Here is an 18,982-nt window from a genome sequence, read left to right on the forward strand (position 1 = left end):
CACCTTGGTCACGGATTCAGGTTTATTTTATAAATCCATTGTTTACCACTTATTTTCACTAATTATTAGAAAATATATTTGTTTCGTATAATAACCACATTTCATCAAAAATAGTAGCAGTCATATTTGAATGAGCCAGTTCTTCAATATATCTTGATATTTCCTCAAAATCATTTGATTGTTTTGGAAACGATAAATCATAAAACATGGCTTCTGCAAACATGGCTTTACCATCTGACATTGGTCCCCCTCGAAAAGTAAGGGCATATTTATAAAATGTTTGATTCATATTGTCCTCCAAGTAGTACTTTACTTACTACATAAAAAAAGTTTGTTCTAGGTAATAAAACAAGCTAAACCCTTCAAAAACGAGTTTAGCTTGTGAATTTAAAAATGAGAAATGTATTCGCCATATCCTTCTTCTTCTAATTTTTCTTTAGGAACAAACTTCATTGCAGCTGAATTTATACAATAGCGTAATCCTTCTGGACCCGGTCCATCAGGAAATACATGTCCTAAATGGGAATTAGCCGTTTTACTCCGAACTTCTGTTCTTCTCATACCAAGAGTCGTATCAGAATGCTCTGTTACTTCTTCTGCACTATCAATAGGCTTACTGAAACTTGGCCAACCACAACCAGCATCATATTTGTCTTTAGAGCTAAACAACGGCTTTCCAGAAACGATATCAACGTAAATGCCTTCATTAAAGTTTTGATCATATTCATTTCGATGTGGTGGTTCCGTTCCATTTTCTTGTGTTACATGATATTGAATAGGTGTTAATTTATTTTTTAAATCTTCTTTTGACATAATTATTCACTCCATAATTTTTGTTTGAATCCCGCTCTGCCTGAACCAACTTGGTATCGATTGTAGTGAGTAGGATTTTTTTTGTAATAATCTTGATGATATTGTTCAGCAGGATAAAATGGTTTTGCTTCTAATATTGAAGTGACGATTGGTTTTGAAAATTTACCACTATTTTCTAATTCTACTTTTGATGTTTCTGCAATGTCTTTTTGTGTTTCACTATGATAAAAAATTGCACTCTCATAAGATGAACCTCTATCGAAAAATTGTCCACCTGGATCTGTAGGGTCTATTTGCATCCAAAACAGTTTGACAAGTTCTTCGTAAGGGAAAATAGTAGGGTCAAATGTTATTTGAACAGCTTCTTTATGTCCAGTTAAATTTGTACATACTTGTTCATAGGTTGGATTTTCAACTTCCCCACCAGTGTATCCTGAAACAACAGAATGAATACCTTCAAAGGAATCAAACGGCTTAACCATACACCAGAAACATCCGCCTGCAAAAGTTGCTTTTTCTAAGTTCACAAATACACCCTCCTTTAATTGTTAGGTACTAGTATTTCAAGAGTTATCTCATCTTGTTTCAAATTAAATTCTTTCGCTTTCACTTTTACGTTTGATTGCATAGGAAGACTTGATAAATCGATATATACATCCTGTTCATCAGGACGCACGATCATCCATGGAGGTAATGGAACTGAATCCTTTAGTAATTTTAACACGCTTTCTGGTGGGATTTCTAATCTTCCGACTTCAACACCAGTTTGAACCAGTCTTAAGTTCCCATTCGGTTCAACAATTGGGTCGAATTTCATTGTGATGGGTAGATTAATAGAAAATATGGTGAGTTCAGTTAATAATAGAATCTGATCTTCTATACTTATAGTAATGGGTAATGTTTGAGTTTTCATTGCATCCATCAAATAAGAATTTGCAATTCCTTCAAAATCTTCTTTTGTCGTTTTAAGGGTTAATACACTCCCTTGAGAAGTTATCTGGGGTTCAGGTATTATTGTTTTTTCTAAAGGAGAACTAATCCAAGAAACAAATATAATAATAGCTGTTACTATTAATGCGATAAGTATAAAAAAGGCAACTTTCCATAGGTTCATTTATCTTTAACTCCTTATAAATCCATTTCCCCATTTGTTAATCGGAATAAATCACAAGTATTAAGGGATTCAAGTATACGGTTCGTCATTTGTTCATAGCCTTTACTATTTGGATGGAAAAAGTCCGTATGATAAACCATATTCACGTTAGTTTCAAACAGATCATCAACCGGTACATAGCATGCATTGACATCGTCATTAGCTACATTTAAAATTTCAGCATTCCAGTTTATCATGATTTGATCAAACTCATTATCCTCAGCTATAACAACCGAAAACGGGTTATATAAACCTAATAAAATGATTGGAGAATCCTGATTTACCATACGTATTTCTGTTAAAATTTCTCTATAACGTTTTTTGAAATTGATTAATTCCTTCTCAAATGACTCAACACGTAATCGGAATAAGTCTTTTTTAACAATTTTCATGATGTCATTTCCACCAATAGACACTACGATTAAATCGGCTTTTTGAAGGGAGGTTTCTAGATCACCAAATTTAATCTTTTTTAGGAGTTGATCACTTCTCAATCCTCTTTTTCCTTCGTTTATCAATTCAATTTTACGAACACCTTGAAATGTTGACATTTTAGTAGATAATCGACTTAAGTAGCCCCCCATTTTACGTTCGTCCCCAACACCTTGTGTCAACGAATCACCCAATCCAACGAGGAACTTGTCTTCTGTAATAAATGTTTCCTTTACTATGAAATCTTCAGTATAAATCGGTTGTCTTGTTGTAAAATCCCCACTATCCCCTGGGTTGTATTGACATCCTGTCAAGATGAATGTGCTCACCAAGATGACAAGTATCAATTGTTTAATCATATATACTCTCCTCTAATTATTAAAAAATAACAATGTCCTAATAAAGTATTAATACCTATATGTCTAGAAATGAATCTCGTAAAGATAACGTGCAAAATTCAATACACTTTATATGTACCGGATACTTAATAGACTTTTTTCTGCATATAAATGAAGTCGAAATGTCTTTATTTATTGGCCACTTATATGAAATGGATCCCACTAAGAAGAAATTCAATTTATTTTTTAAGTGTTTTATTAGAATCATCTATTCTTTTATAAATAATATATTCATACTGAATACCACTTTCTGTTGTTTTAGTATCTGAAGTCGATACCACATCCCAATCTTGTTTATATTGGGGGAAATAAGTGTCTCCTTCAAACTGCTGTTTGATTAGAGTGATATACATCAAATCAGCATAGGGCAAGACTTTATTGAATATTTGTTCCCCACCAATTACCATAACTTCTTCATGATAATTTCTGGCTTTTTCAATAGCTTGTTCAAGGGAGTTAACAACAGTAACCCCTTCAAATTCATAAGAGGGATTTCGAGTAACGACGATATTTAATCGTCCGGGTAAAGAGCGTCCTATGGATTCAAACGTATTACGGCCCATAACAATAGCTTTTCCCATTGTTTTTTCTTTGAAGTAAGCAAGTTCGTTTGGAATATGCCAAGGTAATTTATTATTCATACCAATTACACGATTAAGATCATGGGCAACTATTAGAGATATCATGTTATTCCTACTTTCTAAACCGCTATTGGCGCCTTAATTCTTGGATGTGGATTGTAGCCTTCTAGTGATATATCTTTTGTTTCTAAATCAAATATTGAATTAATATCGTTTGAAATTTTAAGTATTGGTAGTTCACGTGGTTGTCTTGAAAGTTGTTCATTCACTTGGTCCATGTGATTTAAATAGATGTGTGCGTCTCCAAGAGTATGAACAAATTCTCCAACTTCTAGATTACATTCCTTTGCAATCAAATGTGTTAATAAAGCGTAAGAAGCAATATTAAATGGTACACCAAGAAAAACATCTGCACTTCGTTGATACAATTGACAAGAAAGTTTACCATTTGCTACATAGAATTGGAAAAATGTATGACAAGGAGGAAGTGCCATATCATCTACTTCTGATGGGTTCCAGGCAGTCACGATATGTCTTCTAGAATCAGGGTTATTTTTAATTGAATCAATTACATTTTTTAGCTGATCGATTGACTGGCCATCGCTAGTAGGCCACGAGCGCCATTGACGTCCATAAACAGGACCTAAATCTCCATATGTATTTGCAAATTCAGCATTAGATAATATTTTTTCTCTGAAAATAGTCATTTGTTTTTCCAGTATTTGTTGGAATTGTTCATCTTGAGCAGCACGTAAACCAAAGTCAGTCATATCTGGTCCATTATAATCTTTACTTTTCACCCATTTTTCAAAAGCCCATTCATCCCATATATGATTGCTTTCAGCGATTAATGTTTTAATATTTGTGTCGCCTTTTATAAACCACATCAATTCAGATGTAATGAGACGCATGGCAGTTCTTTTTGTCGTGACTAATGGGAAACCTTTGGTTAAATCAAAGCGCATTTGATACCCAAAAATACTTTTTGTTCCTGTACCAGTACGATCATTTTTAACTTCTCCATTAGTTAAAATTGTCTGACATAGTTGTAAGTATTGATCCATATATGTTACCTCCTAAAAATATGAAAAACCTTTTTCACTCAAATTGAGAAAGGTTTTACCTTTTATGACATCCACTTAGGTGGCATATTTTTCGACCAATAAATATCACCTAGCTGATAATGTTTGAAAAATTGGTCTGAAGCCGAGTGATAATGAAAATTAAAGAAATAACCATCTTGCGGTTTGCGGTCTGTTCTTACATGAAAACGGATAATATCATATCCGGAAGTTGAGTCGTAAATATGGAACATCTTCTCACTATTATTACCGGTTGGCTTTTCACTAATCACCAATGTTTTAAGAGATTCATCATCCAAATTAAATAATGTAAATTCAATCGCTTCTTGAATTTTAGGGAAAATTATTTGATCAAATTCATTAGTAATAACTGGACCTATACGTGAACCGAATTTTAATAGGGATTGTTCTTTAGCCTGTATGATAGTATCTTCTACAAAACTATTGGGTTGTTCATCCGTCAATTCTATTGTATATGAAGGTTGTGTACTGTGAGTAGAAATTGACTTTTGATTTACTTTATCAACTAATAAGTTTTCCCACAAAATATGGGTCGGTGAAATTATACCAAATGTTAAGAAAGCCACTATAATGACTAACGATTTCTGTATCCAATTTCTCATTTAGCTACCACCTACTTATTGTATTTTAACAAGCTTCTTCAACTTATACGAATTCAAACACGAAAAGGTTCCATCTTTGCTGTATTCATTGTACAATAAAAGGGTAAAAACAAACAGTTTCGTTTTTCAAGTAGGAGGAATTATTTTATGGATATGCACATAGTTATTGGGATAGGGTTTTTATTATTACTTGGATATTTAACATCTTTAAACTTTACAGAATAATTGCCGAAAAAGCTGTTCCTTAATTGGAACAGCTTTTTTCAATGAACCCATAATGAAATTTAGTATTAGGACGAATGATTTGTTGGAATCCAAATTCTTCAAACCAAGGAGATCGGAAATGTGCTTTTATTACGATGCGTTTTTTTGCAACTCTTATAGCTTCATTCACCCACTCAAAGCTTAAGGGCTCATTGACTGCTAAAGACCGCAATGGACTTATAGAATCTGATTCCTTTATTGAAGTTTCAAACATAGGGTCCATATAGATAACATCAACGGATTGATTGGCTAACTCTTTTAAATAAGAGGCTGCATCACAAGAAATCACACGAATACGATTCATTAATGAAGGGAATTCATTATAGTCGGTTCTACCATTATGAAAAGCTTCCTGTAAAATAAAGGCTAGAATAGGATTTGCTTCACATCCCTCTATGCTTCCTGTATCCCCGATCGCGTATGCAGCCACTAGGCTATCTGATGCATAGCCTAATGTACAATCAAGGAATGAATCTCCTGGAAGTAATTTACATACTTCGAGTAGAGGATCTCGTTCACCTCTTGCCAATCTTTTTAAGCGGAACATTGCTGAACTTGGATGAAAAAAGAACGGTTCACTTGTGTTTAATCCATAGTACTCCCAGCTGCTCTTAGAGGCCACTAGAACATTACTCTGATATTGTTGTTGCAATTGAGTGATAGATCTTTTTTCACGATCTTCATAACGGAAATTTAAATAATCCGCAGCATCTAACGCGAGTTGAATTGTCAACTCAGTTGGTCGACCTGCAGTTGTGACAATAGTTTTCACGAAGCAGTGACTTGATTGAGTACTTCAACTAAATGATCTTTAATATTCTCCATTGGGAATCCTTCAATCTGTTCACGTGGAATAAAGTATGCCAGTTTTCCATCTTTTACAATAGCAATTGAGGGTGAGCTTGGAGGTACTTCTTCAAAATAAGCACGCATTTGATTTGTTGCTTCTTTGTCTTGACCTGCAAAAACGGTAACCAAGTGTTGTGGTTTGTTTGAGACCTCTGATAAGGCCTCTGCTACAGCGGGACGAGCTAAACCAGCTGCACAGCCACATACTGAATTAATGACTACTAAAGACGTGCCTTCAGCTTTTGACATATGTTCGTTTACCATTTCAGCATTAGTCAATTCTGTAAATCCAACACTTACTAGTTCAGCTCTCATCGGTTTAACTACTTCTTTCATGTACTCATCATATGCGTTCATATTATTTCCCACTTTCATTTTCTATTTCGTTTGGTTTATATAAGCCTTTTCATTATCTATCATAACTTGTATTTCATATCTTTTCACCTAATCAGATTACTTTTGCTATAAATGAAGCCTATGTTTACTTTGAATACTTACCCTTCATCCTGAGAGTTGATTAAATGTGTTGTAGTTACAACTTTCTAAAATTCATTACAACTTATCAATTTACCTTCTAATGTCTACAATTTCTATAACAAAAAACACAGCCTTCGCGCATGCGAGGGCTGTCCATTTATGTTTTATACTTTGATTATTTAAACCTAGTAAGGAGTTTTCGCAAATATTTTTCACTTCAATATCTAAAACTTTTCGTAATTAATTTCGTGAATCGGTCATTTGTTTCCAAACAGACCCTTTTGCTTCTTCACCCTGTTCAATTCGAGCAATCGCCATTTTTACTTGTAGTTTCACTTCAAATTCAGAATCTTCTTTCGCTTCATGTAGAGAAGAAAGTGAATTTTCGGTTCCAGTTTCATATAAAAACATTGCGGCTCTCCATCGGACTAACTTGTTTCTATCAGTCAAAGCATGTTGCATGGCATCTTCAAATTTTGGGAATCCAAGATCGCTCATACAATCTCCAGCAGTTCGTCGCACTGACGAACTCTTGTCTTTCAATGCTTTTTTCATGTAAGGAATAACATTTTCATTATCAATCATCCCTAAATAGACCGTTGCTAAGCGACGAATTGACATTTTTTCATCTTCAAGAGCCAATGAAAGTAGTGGTAAATCATCTACAGAGGGGTCCGGCATTTGATCCAACATTTGGAATCGTTCTTGCCATGAGTCTACTTGGAATTCTTCTAATGTAATTTTGTGACCTTTTTGTGCAGTCATTTCATTTTTAGGACTATTCGCTTCTTCAATTAACTGTTGTAATCGTGAATCTGGAAAAGTGGCTTCAATTTCTTCTCTAAGTTGTTCAGCAATTTCTGTTTTTTCACCATAACGAACACCAAAATCTGCCCATTTTCTTTGCAAGATATAATTCTCGTCATTATCTTTCATACTTGCATTCATTGCATCAACAAATCGAGGTGATAAAGCTAAACGCTCTTCAGAAGTTTGGTCGAATACTTTAATTTGAAGTGGAATGCCTTTAATTTGTTGTACATGGATATACACTTCACCAAAGTGTTCATTTAATTGGTCTTTACTTTCGGTTTTTGTATGATTTTCACCAAAAACATTTCTCACTTCAGCTAATATTTGTTCCCAATCATTTTTAGCATTTCTTTCAACAGCTAAAAAGTCTGCAACATGGTAAATGCCTTTGACACCATCAATGTTTAATATCGCAAGAATATCTTTAGGTGCATCTACGTTCTCACCTTTTTTATAATTAAAACTTTTACCAAAAGGAAGTTCATTATCAATGACAACTTTCATTGTATTTGGACTTGGCGTTGGTTCAATTGTAAGTATTTTCACGCAATATCCCTCCTAACCATATTGTATCATGACCCGTTAATTTCTTGCAGATAGGTCCATCGTTCAATTAACTGATTGTATTGTTCATTTAAAGTATCTAAGTAGGTAGTAGACTTTTGAAGCTTTTCAAAATCTGCTCCAGCAGATTCTACATCTTTCTCGGCAACAATAATGGCTTGCTCAAGTTTTTCGATGTCAGCATCGATTGTTTCCCATTCTTTTTGTTCTTTAAAGGACAATTTTTTCTTTTGCTCTTTGGTTTTTGTAGGTTCTGACTCTACATACACTACTTCTTCTACCTTGAGTTCAGGTACTTGATCAAGAAAATCAGAATAAATCTCTTGAACCTCACGTGTATTGCCTTTGCCATCTAATACCCATAATTTTTTAGCGATACGATCCAAGAAGAATCTATCATGGGAGATGGTAATGACAACGCCTGGAAATTGTTCGATAAAGTCTTCTAATACTGAAAGTGTTTGTATATCTAAGTCATTTGTCGGCTCATCTAATAATAAAACATTAGGCTGTTCCATTAATAGTTTCAATAGATGAAGTCTTTTGCGCTCTCCACCTGATAACTTACCAATGAGTGTACCGTGTACTTTAAGTGGGAATAAAAATTTCTCCAACATTTGAGCAGCTGAATGCCTTACTCCATCGGTTCCTTCAATATCGTTTGAAGATTCTCTAACATATTCAATCATGCGTGTCATAGGATTCATCGGAGGAATGGTTTGTTCAAAATAAGCAATTTTCACAGTCTGTCCAACACTTAATTCACCACTGTCGGGCTGAATTTTTTCAGCTAACATATTAATTAATGTGCTTTTCCCAGCACCATTCGGTCCGACAATACCAATTCGATCCCCGGGTTGAAGTAAAAACGAAAAATCTTGAATAATTTTTTTGTTTTCATATGCTTTTGATAAATTAATTCCTTCCAGAACTTTTTTACCCAGTCGAGTAGTTGCTATTTTCATGTCTAAAGATGAATTGTCATTATTCCGATCCATTGACTCATCCAATTTTTCAAAACGTTGGATTCGTGCTTTTTGTTTCGTTGTTCTAGCTTTGGCACCACGTCGTATCCATTTTAACTCAGAGCGGAAATGGTTTTCCTGTTTTACCTGAGAAGAGGCAGACATTTCTTCTCGAATTGCTTTCGCTTCTAAATAGTCACCATAATTCCCACGATGTGTGTACATAGTTTGATCTGCAATTTCATAGATATGTGTTGACACTCCATCCAAGAAATATCGATCATGTGTAACAAAAATAATTGCACTGGACAGTCTTGCTAAACTTTCTTGTAACCATTGAGAAGATTTTACATCTAAGTGGTTAGTCGGCTCATCTAGCAAAATTAAATCAGCAGGTTCAACCAGAACTTTTGCTAAAGCAACACGTTTAAGTTGACCACCTGAAAGTTCATTTACTTTGCGATCGAACATATCAATCCCAAGCTTTTGTAAAGCAGTCTTAGCCATTGAATTTATATCCCATGCATTATGAAGGTCCATTTTCGATTGAATCTCCATGTATGCATCTTGGTATTCTACAGATGAAGAATCTTCATTTAATTTATCTAAAGCATCCTCATATTTTCGGTTTATCTGTAATGCAGGTGAGTCACCGCTAAACACAGCTTGAAGTACGGTCAAATCATCATCAAACTGAGGATCCTGTTCTAACATTGCAATGCGATATTGATTTGGATGGTCCATTGAAAGACTGTCCGCCTCTAGTTGATTCGCGAGAATTGAAAGAAAAGTTGATTTACCAGTTCCATTAACTCCAATTAATCCAGCACGTTCACCTGCGTAAATTGTAAAATCGATATTTTCAAATAATGTTTTTACTCCAACCGTTTTTGTTAAGTTTGATACTATTAAATGACTCAATATTCTTCACTCGTTTCCATTTTAAGTTGGTCTATAAATGCCAACATATATTCATGACGCTGTGAGGCAAGTTTTTTTCCTGTGTTAGTAACCATTAAACCTTTTAATAACAATAATTTTTCATAAAAATGAGTGACAGAAGAAGTTTCTTTTAAACGATATTCCTGCTCCGACATATCCACTCTTGCTGATTCTTTCCAATTATAAAGTTTTCTGCCATTTGCCCCACCGTATGCAAACGTTCTAGCAATTCCAATAGCTCCAATTGCATCTAGCCTATCTGCATCTCGTACAATTTTCGCTTCTATTGTCATTGCCTTTTTTTCATTCCCGCCGTTAAATGAAACAGATTCAATTATATCAACTATCCATTGTCGGTCACTTGGGTACAAGTCAAGTTGATTAAGAATTGCTGTTTCTTTTTCTTTACCTTCTTTTCCATTGTATTTAACATCACTAACATCATGAAGAAGAACAGCTAGTTCAATTAAGTCGTGGCGAACAATACCTTCTTCTTTACTAATATTTTGAGCATTTTTCCTCACTCGTTCTATATGTTGAAAATCATGACTAGCGTCAAATTGGCTATATATATTTTTTACTAACGATTCACATTTTTCAATAGTGTTCAAAATGTTCCCCCCTTCCTAAGCGACCTATCAAAGTTCGTTAACTGTATCATTGCATAGATGATGTTATATTCGCAACACATGATTACTTGATTAATTGACTAGCGTCAGAAAATCATGTATAGTATATCCATCTATTCACAGAATATTTAGTGTGCTTAGGATTGGGATATTGACATTTCACTTTCACAAGGAGGAACGTTCATGCACCAAGGAAAAGTAAAGTGGTTTAACACAGAAAAAGGGTATGGATTTATAGAACACAATGATGGTGACGATGTGTTCGTCCATTTTACTGGAATCCAAGAGGACGGGTTCCGAACGTTAGATGAAGGTCAAAATGTGTCATTCGAAATAATTGAGGGCACACGAGGTCCCCAAGCCGCAAATGTTTTATTAATTTCAAAATAAGATGACCCACCAATCTGAGGATTGGTGGGTTTTTTAGGTTACTTCGTTATTAGTTTTTACTTTATTAAGCTCTCTGCCTAAAAATTGCAGCTGATCGCCAACAGTACAACCACCAATACAAAAACGATGTGCTAATGTTTTGCCAGTGTTAGATTTGAGTTCTCTTTTTATGAAGCAACCATCGCAATACGTATCAAGTAAATCATCAATTTCACTGATAACTGTAAGTTTATTCAATTGCCTCATTCCTTTCATTATTTCCCCATTAATAACGTCATTTATCATATAATTGATAAAAAACACTACTTTATCTTACACCCTCTTAGTGTTTCCTTGCAACTGAAAGTAAAAGTTTAACACTCAAATCAAACTGGTTCTCCAAGAGCTTATAAACTTCTTCGATTAGGTTTTGCAATTCTTAATATGATATTCATCTAAACATAAAATTTTTAAGCATAATAATAATGGTTAGTTTCTAATTTTTTTATTGATTTCATGAGTTGAGTAATTTTATCTTGTTTCTGGTCACACTTAGTATCACAACTATTTAACAATGTAAAAAGTACTTCATTAGAAGTTAAAAATATCGTACTCTAGAATGAAAGATAAGGAGTTGTGTTTATTGCTAGAAGTATATATTGATGGAGCAAGCGCTGGGAATCCTGGACCAAGTGGTATTGGAATATTTATTAGAGGTGAAGGACATAATATTCGCATTTCAGAGTATGTAGGGATTTATGATAATCATACAACTGAATTTGTTGCTTTAATAAGAGGGCTTGAAGAGGCTCGAAGAATTTCTAAAGAACTTGTATCCATAAGATCTGATTCACAGGTTGTAGTGACTGCGGTTGAAAAAAGATATACTAAAAACCCTGTTTATCAAGAGTTATTAGTAAAAGCCCTTGAGATTGCTGATACGTTTGATTACTACTTTATTAAATGGATACCTAGTAGCACGAATCTAACGGCAGATCAATTAGCACGTAAAGCTTTAATACAAAAAAAGGACAAGTGATTTATTACCTCTAAGGATTAACTACTAACCACTCTCATACGTTATTTTATGTAAGAACACGTTGTTTATTTAATACACAAAAAAACAGACTCTATAAAAGAGTCTGTTTATAGTTTAATTATAAAATTAAGCTTTGTTTACGTTAGTAGCTTGAAGACCACGTTGGCCTTGCTCAATTTCAAAAGTAACTTCTTGACCTTCGTCAAGAGATTTGAAACCTTCGCTTTGAATAGCGCTGAAATGTACGAATACATCGTCTCCGCCGTCACGTTCGATAAATCCAAAACCTTTTTCTGAGTTAAACCATTTTACTTTACCTTGTTCCATAAATATATTTCCTCCTCGTGCACTAAGTACACATTGTGTTACTATCCTTGCTCAAATCGTGGAGATAAAATCTCTTACAAGTCTTACTCATATCCGAACAAAAATAATCCTTTTTAAATGTAACATGAAACCCAAATTAATGCAAAGAAATTAAAGTAGATTTTTTCTAACGATTTAATGATTGCTTAAAAGAGCTCCTATTGCTCCGCTGTACCCATTGTTCTCTAGAAAAATGGGTATTCGATTTTTACGGGTTGTATAATTTCCAATAATACTTTGAAGGGTATTATTTCCAGCCAATGTTGATCCTATGTAAACAATATGTTCAAAATCTTCAGCAACAGCACATTGAATACTTAATGTTGTTATGACTTCCCCAACTAAGCCTTGAACGGTTGCTAAAATATCTTCTTTTGATCGTTCCATTAAAGGTCTTAACCCTGCATCTCCAAAATTACTAGCAGTTAAACCACCATCAATGGGTGTTTTATTGCCAAAGTAAATATCACTAACTAATATGTCAAGTTCAGAACGACTACCTTCAGCAGAAAGTTGAACAATTTTATCAAAATGATGAATTCCAGTCATTAATGTAGCCATTCCGATAAGAGTACCACCACCAATTCCTGTTCCAACAATTCTTTTATGTTCATCCCCTTTTAAAGAATGAATTGATGTACCTGTTCCTATATTTGTAATCAATGCATTAGATAACTTATATCCTGCTTTGTTTAACTGATATTTTACACCTTCAATTGTTGCATCAAATTCGACCAAATAATTAAGTCTTTGATGAGAATGTAAAAACGTTTTTAACTGTTCGGCTCGACCACCGGTTAGACTAATTTGAAAATCTTCGTTGTTTGAAATAATCCATTCACTAACCTTTTGTAGATTAGATGATGGAAAATGTAATAATTTCAAACTATAATCCTGTTCAAAAAAAGCCACTTTCGTTAAAGTTCCGCCAACATCTATTCCGATTGCTTGTACCATGTTTATTCTCCTTTAAATGCATGAACAAGTGTCTATATTCAGCCACTTAAAATATCTTTATGCTCGTTATTTTTGTCTTTACTAAACAAACATTTTCTAATACATATTTTCAATGAGGCGTTTCCTCTCAAAAGCTTGTATTCTAAGTTTAGAGAAAACTAACAGTTTTAACAACATATTTTTGTTTTTACTGGAATATCTCCTGTTTATTTAATCATGTGAAGAACAATGACATAAAATCATTGCTTGTATTCGGTGTAAGGTGTGCTCCCCTAATTCTTCTTAGGCATTAAAGTTCTTTGTTGTCCCTCTATTCAAGTTGTTTACCCTTTGAAAATTCAAACATCCATGAAAACTGTGATATATTTGTTTTAAATGGAATTAGCGAAATTATACTCATTAAGAAGGTGGATATATGCCAAGATTTAAAAAGGCTGTTTTATTATTAAATGGACAAGCTGGTCAAGGCACGGCTGAAGAATCTTTATCGCAAGTCGTTCCGGTTATAGCGACAAATTGCCATCAATTAACCATAGTTCAAACATTTTCAATTGATGAATTTAAACAAGCTTGCTTGGATGCAGCAAGTGCGGATGTCCTCTATTTAATGGGTGGAGATGGTACTTTACATACTGCAGTTCAAGTTTTAGGAGATGTGGATAAACTCCCTGTTATAGGATTACTTCCTGGAGGTACTTGTAACGACTTCGCAAGAACTCTCGGAATTCCACTGACACTGAAAGAAGCTGCTTACCAAATTACTAATGGAATGATTCAGGACATTGATATTGCACAGATAAATGAAAGTCTATTTATCAATTTTGCTGGAATAGGGCTAATTACAGAAGCTTCAGAGAATATTAATCCAGATTTAAAAAAGAAATATGGTAAGTTAAGCTACTTTATTAGTGCCTTGCAAACATTTAATGAAAGTGAATCTTTTAGTATTCATCTTGAAATTGACGGAATATCATATAAAGAGGAAGCTGTTATGGTACTCGTTATAAATGGGAAATCCATTGGTACCCATCGTTTACCACTCGACAAAATTGATCCGAGCGATGGAGTCTTAGACGTATTATTAATACAATCATCTTCGTTGATTGCTTTACGAGAATGGTTTTCGCTCGCTCAATCTGATATTGTCACTGATGATTTAACGAATGTAACACATTACACTGGGCAACATATTGTAATTCGAACAGATGAACCGAAAAATGTAGATACTGATGGAGAGAGATATTTACAAACACCTATTGAAATTAAAGTGAAACCAAAATCCATTCAATTCCTCATCCCAACTGGAGACAAATAAAAACGCAGTTGCCTTATAAAGCAACTGCGTTTTGACCTATTAATAAATCTTTCTTTTAGCATATGAAAAAAGTGTCTCCCTATAAAGACACTCAAAATTTTTTGTATCTTTACTAGACGCTTCTAGACGATAATTACAAATTATTAACTGCTCCTAAAATCAGTTTTAAGAAAACTTCAAAATTACAAATGTATACTATTTTTCATGCAAATTAACCACTTACCCTAGGGAATTGAAGTGAGTAATATTAACAATTAGTTGGACAGTACTCTATTTATCATGTTTTATTTAAACTAGAAGTTACTTTTTCTTTTTATCCATCATTTTTAATAGACTAGAAAAATCTTTTGGAACTTCGTTATTCAAAATAGCCTTGACTATCTTTTCTTCTTTCTCTTTTGGAACTTCTTTTTTAGCAATTAAGGCTAGCTCACGAATGACACTTCTCACCGTTTTTTCATCTTTGAGATCTGCATTTTGAAGGGATTGCACTAGTTTCATAACTTCGTTCATATTCACACCAGTTTTTTTTTCAATATTCCCAAAAAAATTGCTCAACATATTGATCCCCCTTCCTATAAATTTCTAATATAAACTTATAATATGAAAGATTATAGATTTGAGTGTGGTCATTCATCACGTGTATTTGGAAATAAGAGCTTTACAAATAGTCCAAAAGAAAAACCATCATAGCAACGATGGTAATACTAAGATATTAAATTATCACCATTACAATTAATTACCAATTTTCATGAAATACAGCATAGATGTGTGAAATAACTAGTTGGATAGAGGTTGTTTATATAGCTGTAGGAATAACGCAACATAAATTATTCTTAATTTCAGGTGATTTCGAGGACTCCATAGTGAGTTAGAACTGTATTAATTATTACCATACCATTTTGAAACCATAGTTACTTAAAGGTATTTAGAAAGATTTTGGCTTCTTTTGTTATCAGATTAAATAAGTTTAAAAGATCTGTAAACTTAAACTTGCTTTCTCTGGCTTTTATAAAGGAGCTATCACCTATATTGTTTTTACTAAAAGAAGATGTATTAGACATATTAGTTATAATTCCATTAACACGCATCTGTTGCATTTTCAAATATTCTCCTTGTGTGTTTACATTCCAGCCATAAACTCCTAATCCTATTTTTTGTGCTGTTTTGACAAGTTCTGAACTAATTAGCATTTGTGGAAGACTTATATAATCAGCATAAGAAGATATTCTTTCTAACTTTGGTTGGTTAATTTCATTAAACTCAAAACCACTAATCAGCAAACATGTAGGAATATCGGGAAGAAATTTTTTGATTAATTTTAAGGATGCCTCACTAAAAGATTGAATGATAATATTGTTCTTGTTTAAGTCACTTTTAACAGCTTTAGCGATTTTTTTTTCAATTCCTGGGTACAATTGGGGATATTTAATTTCAATTAATAAATCAATTTTTTTTATATACTTGTTCAAAATTTCATCTAGAGTAGGAATTTTCTCGTCACTATACTTTAAATCAAACCAACTCCCTGCATTCAATTGTTTTAGATTACGTAATGATAAATCCTTAACCAAACCACTGCCATTAGTTGTTCTATCAACGGTATGGTCGTGAATGACTACAATCTTTCCATCTTGACTTAACTGTACATCTAGTTCAAGCCGATCAGCATTCAACTCAATTGCTTTATCAAATGCCGCATTTGTATTTTCAGGAGCTAATAAAGAGGCACCACGATGTGCTATAATTTCAGTTTTTATATTTTTTGTCGAACTATGACCCTCCTCTAATGTAATGGTTAATAAAATAAATAAAATTATTATTAAAGTTAACTCATTATTGTGATAGACCAAGTGAACACCTTCTTCTTATAAAAGTTTCCTTAACGGCATTAGTTAAATCTTTTAGAGAGCAGATACTATATCTTATGATTGTTCTTAGAAACGGTGTAGATAGCTAATGAAGTTCACGGTGACATCTATATTTGATGAATACTTTCAGTTTAATCATTAATTACCTGGCTAGCCCATATCCTTATATTATGTTTATACAAAAAGAAGACGCCCTTTCTTCCAAGAGTTATTGAGGACAATAAATCCATCAATCTCTGAAAGGCAAGGACATCGATTTTGATATTATAGCATTGTTTTGTTGAAATTAGTTTACATAATATTATTATGTTTATTTATTTGCAATATGAACCTTAAGTAACTTTCCTTTAACTGTAGTGTCTCTCATCTGTTTTAATACAAGGGATCCTTTCCCATTTAAAATTTCTACATAAGATACATTGTCTTGAATAGTAATAATTCCAATATCTTCAGCAGTTATACCATCTAACTTTGCAATAGTACCTACAAAATCTACAGCACGGATTTTCTTTTTCTTACCACCATTAAAGTATAATTTTGTAATATCTTCGTTTAATTGCTCTTTTTTATCAACTTTAATTTCCGGTTGTTCACTCATTTTAAGCTTAAATGCTGCTTTTGCTAATACAATTTGTTCCTTTGGGGGTAATTCTCTTATTGGTATATTAAAACCAATATATTTTTCTACAGCAGCTAGGAATCTGTCTTCATATGGGGTAACAAGTGTGATTGCTTTTCCTACTTCTCCTGCTCTTCCTGTACGACCAGTTCGGTGCACATAACTTTCTGTTTCAAGTGGCATATCGTAATTGATGACATGTGATATTCGGTCGATATCAATTCCTCGTGCAGCCACATCAGTTGCGACTAAGTAACGGAAATCTCCACGTTTAAATTCATTCATTACATTAAAACGCTCATTTTGTTCCATTCCACCGTGAATTTTATCAACTGTATATCCATCATCGTCTAATAAGTCCACTAATTTATCGACATTGTCTTTTGTACGACAAAAAATGATACAACTATCTGGGTTTTCAACGATTGTAAGGTTTTTTAGCAAAGTAAATTTGTCTGCTTCTTTTACTACGTATGCTGAATGTTCAATTTGTTGGTTAACTTGTTCGGTTTTTTCAATTGTAATGTCAAGAGGATTATCCATATACTTATGACAGAGCTTTTCGACGTCCTTTGGAAGAGTAGCTGAAAACAGCATTGTTAAACGGTTTTTTGGTAAATGATTAATAATAGACTCAACAAGTTCGATAAAACCCATACTTAACATTTCATCAGCTTCGTCAATAACTAAAATTTCAACTTTACTTAAATCTAATGTATGTCGTTCAATATGATCCATTACTCGACCGGGAGTTCCTACAACCACATGTGACTTTTGTTTCAATTCTGAACGTTGGAAAGCAAAAGGTTGTTTACCATAAATAGCGGTTGCTTTTATTCGTTTAAACCGACCAAAGCTCATGATATCTTGTGATACTTGCATGGCTAACTCACGTGTTGGCGTTAAGACCAAGGCTTGAGGTTTGTTTTCATCCCAGTCCACAAGTTCGCAAATAGGAATGCCAAAGGCTGCTGTTTTACCACTGCCTGTTTGAGATTTCACTGATAGGTCTCTTTTGTTTAGAGCTGATGGAATAACTTTAGCTTGTACTTCTGTAGGTGTTGTGAATCCTAATCCTTCTAATGCACGAATAATGTCTTCTGAAATACCGAAATCTTTAAATTGTGTGTTTGTCATTTAACTCTCCCTTTATGTAAGAGGTTTTAACTCTTCTTTGTTCAAAGTTTTTTTCTAGCTACTAACTTTAGCCCATTCCCATTTTGGTGGCTACTGTCTGGCAGTTGATAGAAACTTTCCTACTCGTCTTTTCTTACTTAGTATAACAAGAAATCTGACTGATAGATTAAAACAGAATACTATGTTATAATGATAAAATAATAAATTTATAATGCGCTGCTATATTCATGAGAATAATTTGAGCTCGTTTCGAGCATTGAGTTCTCGAATACAAATCAGTGTTATAGGAATGGGGAATTCAGATGACGTTTCAAAAGCATGAAAAAATAGTATCCGAATTTGTTCAGGCTCGAAGAATACGAGAAAAAATTTCATTCGTTCGTCGTGATGTTGAAGTTGAAGGAGTGATTTTCAAAATCCTTGAAAATTCTTGTATCGTCGAAATTTCTCAAGAGGATGCCAAAAAAATTGGTGCAGCCTCTACCCTAACAGTAGTATCACATAAAAACTATAAAGTATTCTCCTAAAGTAAAAAACGAAGAGAAATTCTTCGTTTTTTTTGTTTATTTTCGGAAATATAAAATTGTATGAAGCGAACATCCTGTTTTTGGATGTTCGTTTTTTTTCAAGATAAGCAAGTATATAAATTTATTTCGCCATGAATCCAGTATTCCCGGTATTTTAAGGAGTAGGTTCTAGTGTGATACCGCTGATTTGCGCTCCA

23 protein-coding genes are annotated in these 18,982 nt (G+C 33.6%); 4 read left to right on the plus strand and 19 right to left on the minus strand.

The genetic code is table 11. From position 1 onward, the window contains the following. Positions 1-58: 58 nt before the first annotated feature. The 13 genes from B371_RS0110905 to B371_RS0110965 form a co-directional block, all read right to left on the minus strand. Positions 59-289 (minus strand): YozE family protein, encoded by a 231-nt coding sequence (locus B371_RS0110905; protein ID WP_019414353.1) that lies wholly within the window; start codon positions 287-289, stop codon positions 59-61. Positions 290-387: 98 nt separating this feature from the next. Continuing rightward, the gene (gene msrB, locus B371_RS0110910) at positions 388-813 is read right to left on the minus strand and encodes a peptide-methionine (R)-S-oxide reductase MsrB (protein ID WP_019414354.1); all 426 of its coding nucleotides are present in this window, start codon (positions 811-813) and stop codon (positions 388-390) included. A gap of 2 nt (positions 814-815) precedes the next feature. After that, on the minus strand, positions 816-1,340 hold the full coding sequence (msrA, locus tag B371_RS0110915; RefSeq protein WP_019414355.1) for a peptide-methionine (S)-S-oxide reductase MsrA: 525 nt from the start codon (positions 1,338-1,340) through the stop codon (positions 816-818). 14 nt (positions 1,341-1,354) lie between these two features. Further along, entirely contained in the window at positions 1,355-1,927 is a 573-nt protein-coding gene (locus B371_RS0110920) for a YpmS family protein (protein WP_019414356.1), read from the minus strand. Between the two features lie 14 nt (positions 1,928-1,941). Further along, positions 1,942-2,757 carry a GDSL-type esterase/lipase family protein gene (locus tag B371_RS0110925; RefSeq protein ID WP_019414357.1) on the minus strand — a complete coding sequence of 272 codons (816 nt, stop codon included), beginning with the start codon at positions 2,755-2,757 and terminating at the stop codon, positions 1,942-1,944. Between the two features lie 218 nt (positions 2,758-2,975). Further along, positions 2,976-3,482, minus strand: coding sequence for a dihydrofolate reductase (locus B371_RS0110930; RefSeq protein WP_019414358.1), 507 nt, complete (start codon positions 3,480-3,482; stop codon positions 2,976-2,978). 14 nt (positions 3,483-3,496) lie between these two features. Then, positions 3,497-4,441 (minus strand): thymidylate synthase, encoded by a 945-nt coding sequence (locus tag B371_RS0110935; RefSeq protein WP_019414359.1) that lies wholly within the window; start codon positions 4,439-4,441, stop codon positions 3,497-3,499. A 62-nt stretch (positions 4,442-4,503) separates the two neighbouring features. Further along, complete coding sequence (locus B371_RS0110940; RefSeq protein ID WP_019414360.1) at positions 4,504-5,082, minus strand: YpjP family protein; 579 nt, start codon at positions 5,080-5,082, stop codon at positions 4,504-4,506. A 244-nt stretch (positions 5,083-5,326) separates the two neighbouring features. After that, positions 5,327-6,118 carry a class I SAM-dependent methyltransferase gene (locus tag B371_RS0110945; RefSeq protein WP_019414361.1) on the minus strand — a complete coding sequence of 264 codons (792 nt, stop codon included), beginning with the start codon at positions 6,116-6,118 and terminating at the stop codon, positions 5,327-5,329. Next, positions 6,115-6,552 (minus strand): BrxA/BrxB family bacilliredoxin, encoded by a 438-nt coding sequence (locus B371_RS0110950; protein WP_019414362.1) that lies wholly within the window; start codon positions 6,550-6,552, stop codon positions 6,115-6,117. Before B371_RS0110950 ends, B371_RS0110945 begins: the two co-directional genes overlap by 4 nt. Positions 6,553-6,912: 360 nt before the next feature. Then, positions 6,913-8,031, minus strand: a complete 1,119-nt coding sequence (locus B371_RS0110955; protein ID WP_019414363.1) for a virulence factor — start codon at positions 8,029-8,031, stop codon at positions 6,913-6,915. Positions 8,032-8,057: 26 nt separating this feature from the next. Beyond that, complete coding sequence (locus B371_RS0110960; protein ID WP_019414364.1) at positions 8,058-9,935, minus strand: ABC-F family ATP-binding cassette domain-containing protein; 1,878 nt, start codon at positions 9,933-9,935, stop codon at positions 8,058-8,060. Then, positions 9,932-10,567: an HD domain-containing protein gene (locus tag B371_RS0110965; protein WP_019414365.1), complete on the minus strand. Its 636-nt coding sequence runs from the start codon at positions 10,565-10,567 to the stop codon at positions 9,932-9,934. The genes B371_RS0110960 and B371_RS0110965 overlap by 4 nt, the downstream gene beginning before the upstream one ends. A gap of 201 nt (positions 10,568-10,768) precedes the next feature. On the opposite strand from B371_RS0110965, the gene B371_RS0110970 reads away from it, so the two are divergent. Further along, positions 10,769-10,975 carry a cold-shock protein gene (locus B371_RS0110970; RefSeq protein ID WP_019414366.1) on the plus strand — a complete coding sequence of 69 codons (207 nt, stop codon included), beginning with the start codon at positions 10,769-10,771 and terminating at the stop codon, positions 10,973-10,975. 33 nt (positions 10,976-11,008) lie between these two features. Here the strand turns inward: B371_RS0110970 and B371_RS0110975 are convergent, their stop codons facing one another. Further along, entirely contained in the window at positions 11,009-11,212 is a 204-nt protein-coding gene (locus B371_RS0110975; protein ID WP_026023033.1) for a zinc-finger domain-containing protein, read from the minus strand. Positions 11,213-11,597: 385 nt separating this feature from the next. Here B371_RS0110975 and B371_RS0110980 point away from each other — a divergent pair, with 385 nt between their 5' ends. After that, positions 11,598-11,993 (plus strand): RNase H family protein, encoded by a 396-nt coding sequence (locus B371_RS0110980; RefSeq protein WP_019414368.1) that lies wholly within the window; start codon positions 11,598-11,600, stop codon positions 11,991-11,993. A gap of 126 nt (positions 11,994-12,119) precedes the next feature. Here B371_RS0110980 and B371_RS0110985 read toward each other — a convergent pair whose 3' ends face one another. Together B371_RS0110985 and coaW are read right to left on the minus strand one after the other, a co-directional pair. Then, on the minus strand, positions 12,120-12,320 hold the full coding sequence (locus B371_RS0110985; RefSeq protein WP_016427350.1) for a cold-shock protein: 201 nt from the start codon (positions 12,318-12,320) through the stop codon (positions 12,120-12,122). A 174-nt stretch (positions 12,321-12,494) separates the two neighbouring features. Next, a complete protein-coding gene (coaW, locus tag B371_RS0110990; protein WP_019414369.1) occupies positions 12,495-13,316 on the minus strand; it encodes a type II pantothenate kinase in 822 nt (273 codons plus the stop codon). 415 nt (positions 13,317-13,731) lie between these two features. On the opposite strand from coaW, the gene B371_RS0110995 reads away from it, so the two are divergent. Beyond that, positions 13,732-14,631 carry a diacylglycerol kinase family protein gene (locus tag B371_RS0110995; protein ID WP_019414370.1) on the plus strand — a complete coding sequence of 300 codons (900 nt, stop codon included), beginning with the start codon at positions 13,732-13,734 and terminating at the stop codon, positions 14,629-14,631. Positions 14,632-14,931: 300 nt separating this feature from the next. Here B371_RS0110995 and B371_RS0111000 read toward each other — a convergent pair whose 3' ends face one another. The 3 genes from B371_RS0111000 to B371_RS0111010 all read right to left on the minus strand — a co-directional run bounded on the left by B371_RS0111000 (position 14,932) and on the right by B371_RS0111010 (position 18,258). Continuing rightward, positions 14,932-15,192: a stage VI sporulation protein F gene (locus tag B371_RS0111000; RefSeq protein WP_019414371.1), complete on the minus strand. Its 261-nt coding sequence runs from the start codon at positions 15,190-15,192 to the stop codon at positions 14,932-14,934. 353 nt (positions 15,193-15,545) lie between these two features. Continuing rightward, on the minus strand, positions 15,546-16,484 hold the full coding sequence (locus tag B371_RS21710) for a glycerophosphodiester phosphodiesterase family protein (RefSeq protein WP_019414372.1): 939 nt from the start codon (positions 16,482-16,484) through the stop codon (positions 15,546-15,548). A 328-nt stretch (positions 16,485-16,812) separates the two neighbouring features. Continuing rightward, a complete protein-coding gene (locus B371_RS0111010) occupies positions 16,813-18,258 on the minus strand; it encodes a DEAD/DEAH box helicase (RefSeq protein ID WP_019414373.1) in 1,446 nt (481 codons plus the stop codon). Positions 18,259-18,560: 302 nt separating this feature from the next. On the opposite strand from B371_RS0111010, the gene B371_RS0111015 reads away from it, so the two are divergent. Beyond that, positions 18,561-18,785, plus strand: a complete 225-nt coding sequence (locus B371_RS0111015; protein WP_019414374.1) for a DUF2187 family protein — start codon at positions 18,561-18,563, stop codon at positions 18,783-18,785. The last annotated feature ends 197 nt before the right edge of the window (positions 18,786-18,982 follow it).

Source organism: Paenisporosarcina sp. TG20, assembly GCF_000286315.1.
In the GTDB taxonomy this organism is placed as follows: domain Bacteria; phylum Bacillota; class Bacilli; order Bacillales_A; family Planococcaceae; genus Paenisporosarcina.

Bases quoted from the DNA above. Each gene is read 5' to 3' on its own strand.
- B371_RS0110920 (WP_019414356.1), bottom strand. From the start codon at position 1,927: ATGAACCTATGGAAAGTTGCCTTTTTTATACTTATCGCATTAATAGTA.
- B371_RS0110925 (WP_019414357.1), bottom strand. From the start codon at position 2,757: ATGATTAAACAATTGATACTTGTCATCTTGGTGAGCACATTCATCTTG.
- B371_RS0111015 (WP_019414374.1), top strand. From the start codon at position 18,561: ATGACGTTTCAAAAGCATGAAAAAATAGTATCCGAATTTGTTCAGGCT.
- B371_RS0111000 (WP_019414371.1), bottom strand. From the start codon at position 15,192: ATGTTGAGCAATTTTTTTGGGAATATTGAAAAAAAAACTGGTGTGAAT.
- B371_RS0110930 (WP_019414358.1), bottom strand. From the start codon at position 3,482: ATGATATCTCTAATAGTTGCCCATGATCTTAATCGTGTAATTGGTATG.
- B371_RS0110970 (WP_019414366.1), top strand. From the start codon at position 10,769: ATGCACCAAGGAAAAGTAAAGTGGTTTAACACAGAAAAAGGGTATGGA.
- msrB (WP_019414354.1), bottom strand. From the start codon at position 813: ATGTCAAAAGAAGATTTAAAAAATAAATTAACACCTATTCAATATCAT.
- B371_RS0110935 (WP_019414359.1), bottom strand. From the start codon at position 4,441: ATGGATCAATACTTACAACTATGTCAGACAATTTTAACTAATGGAGAA.
- B371_RS0110995 (WP_019414370.1), top strand. From the start codon at position 13,732: ATGCCAAGATTTAAAAAGGCTGTTTTATTATTAAATGGACAAGCTGGT.
- B371_RS0110985 (WP_016427350.1), bottom strand. From the start codon at position 12,320: ATGGAACAAGGTAAAGTAAAATGGTTTAACTCAGAAAAAGGTTTTGGA.
- B371_RS0110905 (WP_019414353.1), bottom strand. From the start codon at position 289: ATGAATCAAACATTTTATAAATATGCCCTTACTTTTCGAGGGGGACCA.
- B371_RS0111010 (WP_019414373.1), bottom strand. From the start codon at position 18,258: ATGACAAACACACAATTTAAAGATTTCGGTATTTCAGAAGACATTATT.
- coaW (WP_019414369.1), bottom strand. From the start codon at position 13,316: ATGGTACAAGCAATCGGAATAGATGTTGGCGGAACTTTAACGAAAGTG.
- B371_RS0110950 (WP_019414362.1), bottom strand. From the start codon at position 6,552: ATGAACGCATATGATGAGTACATGAAAGAAGTAGTTAAACCGATGAGA.
- B371_RS0110940 (WP_019414360.1), bottom strand. From the start codon at position 5,082: ATGAGAAATTGGATACAGAAATCGTTAGTCATTATAGTGGCTTTCTTA.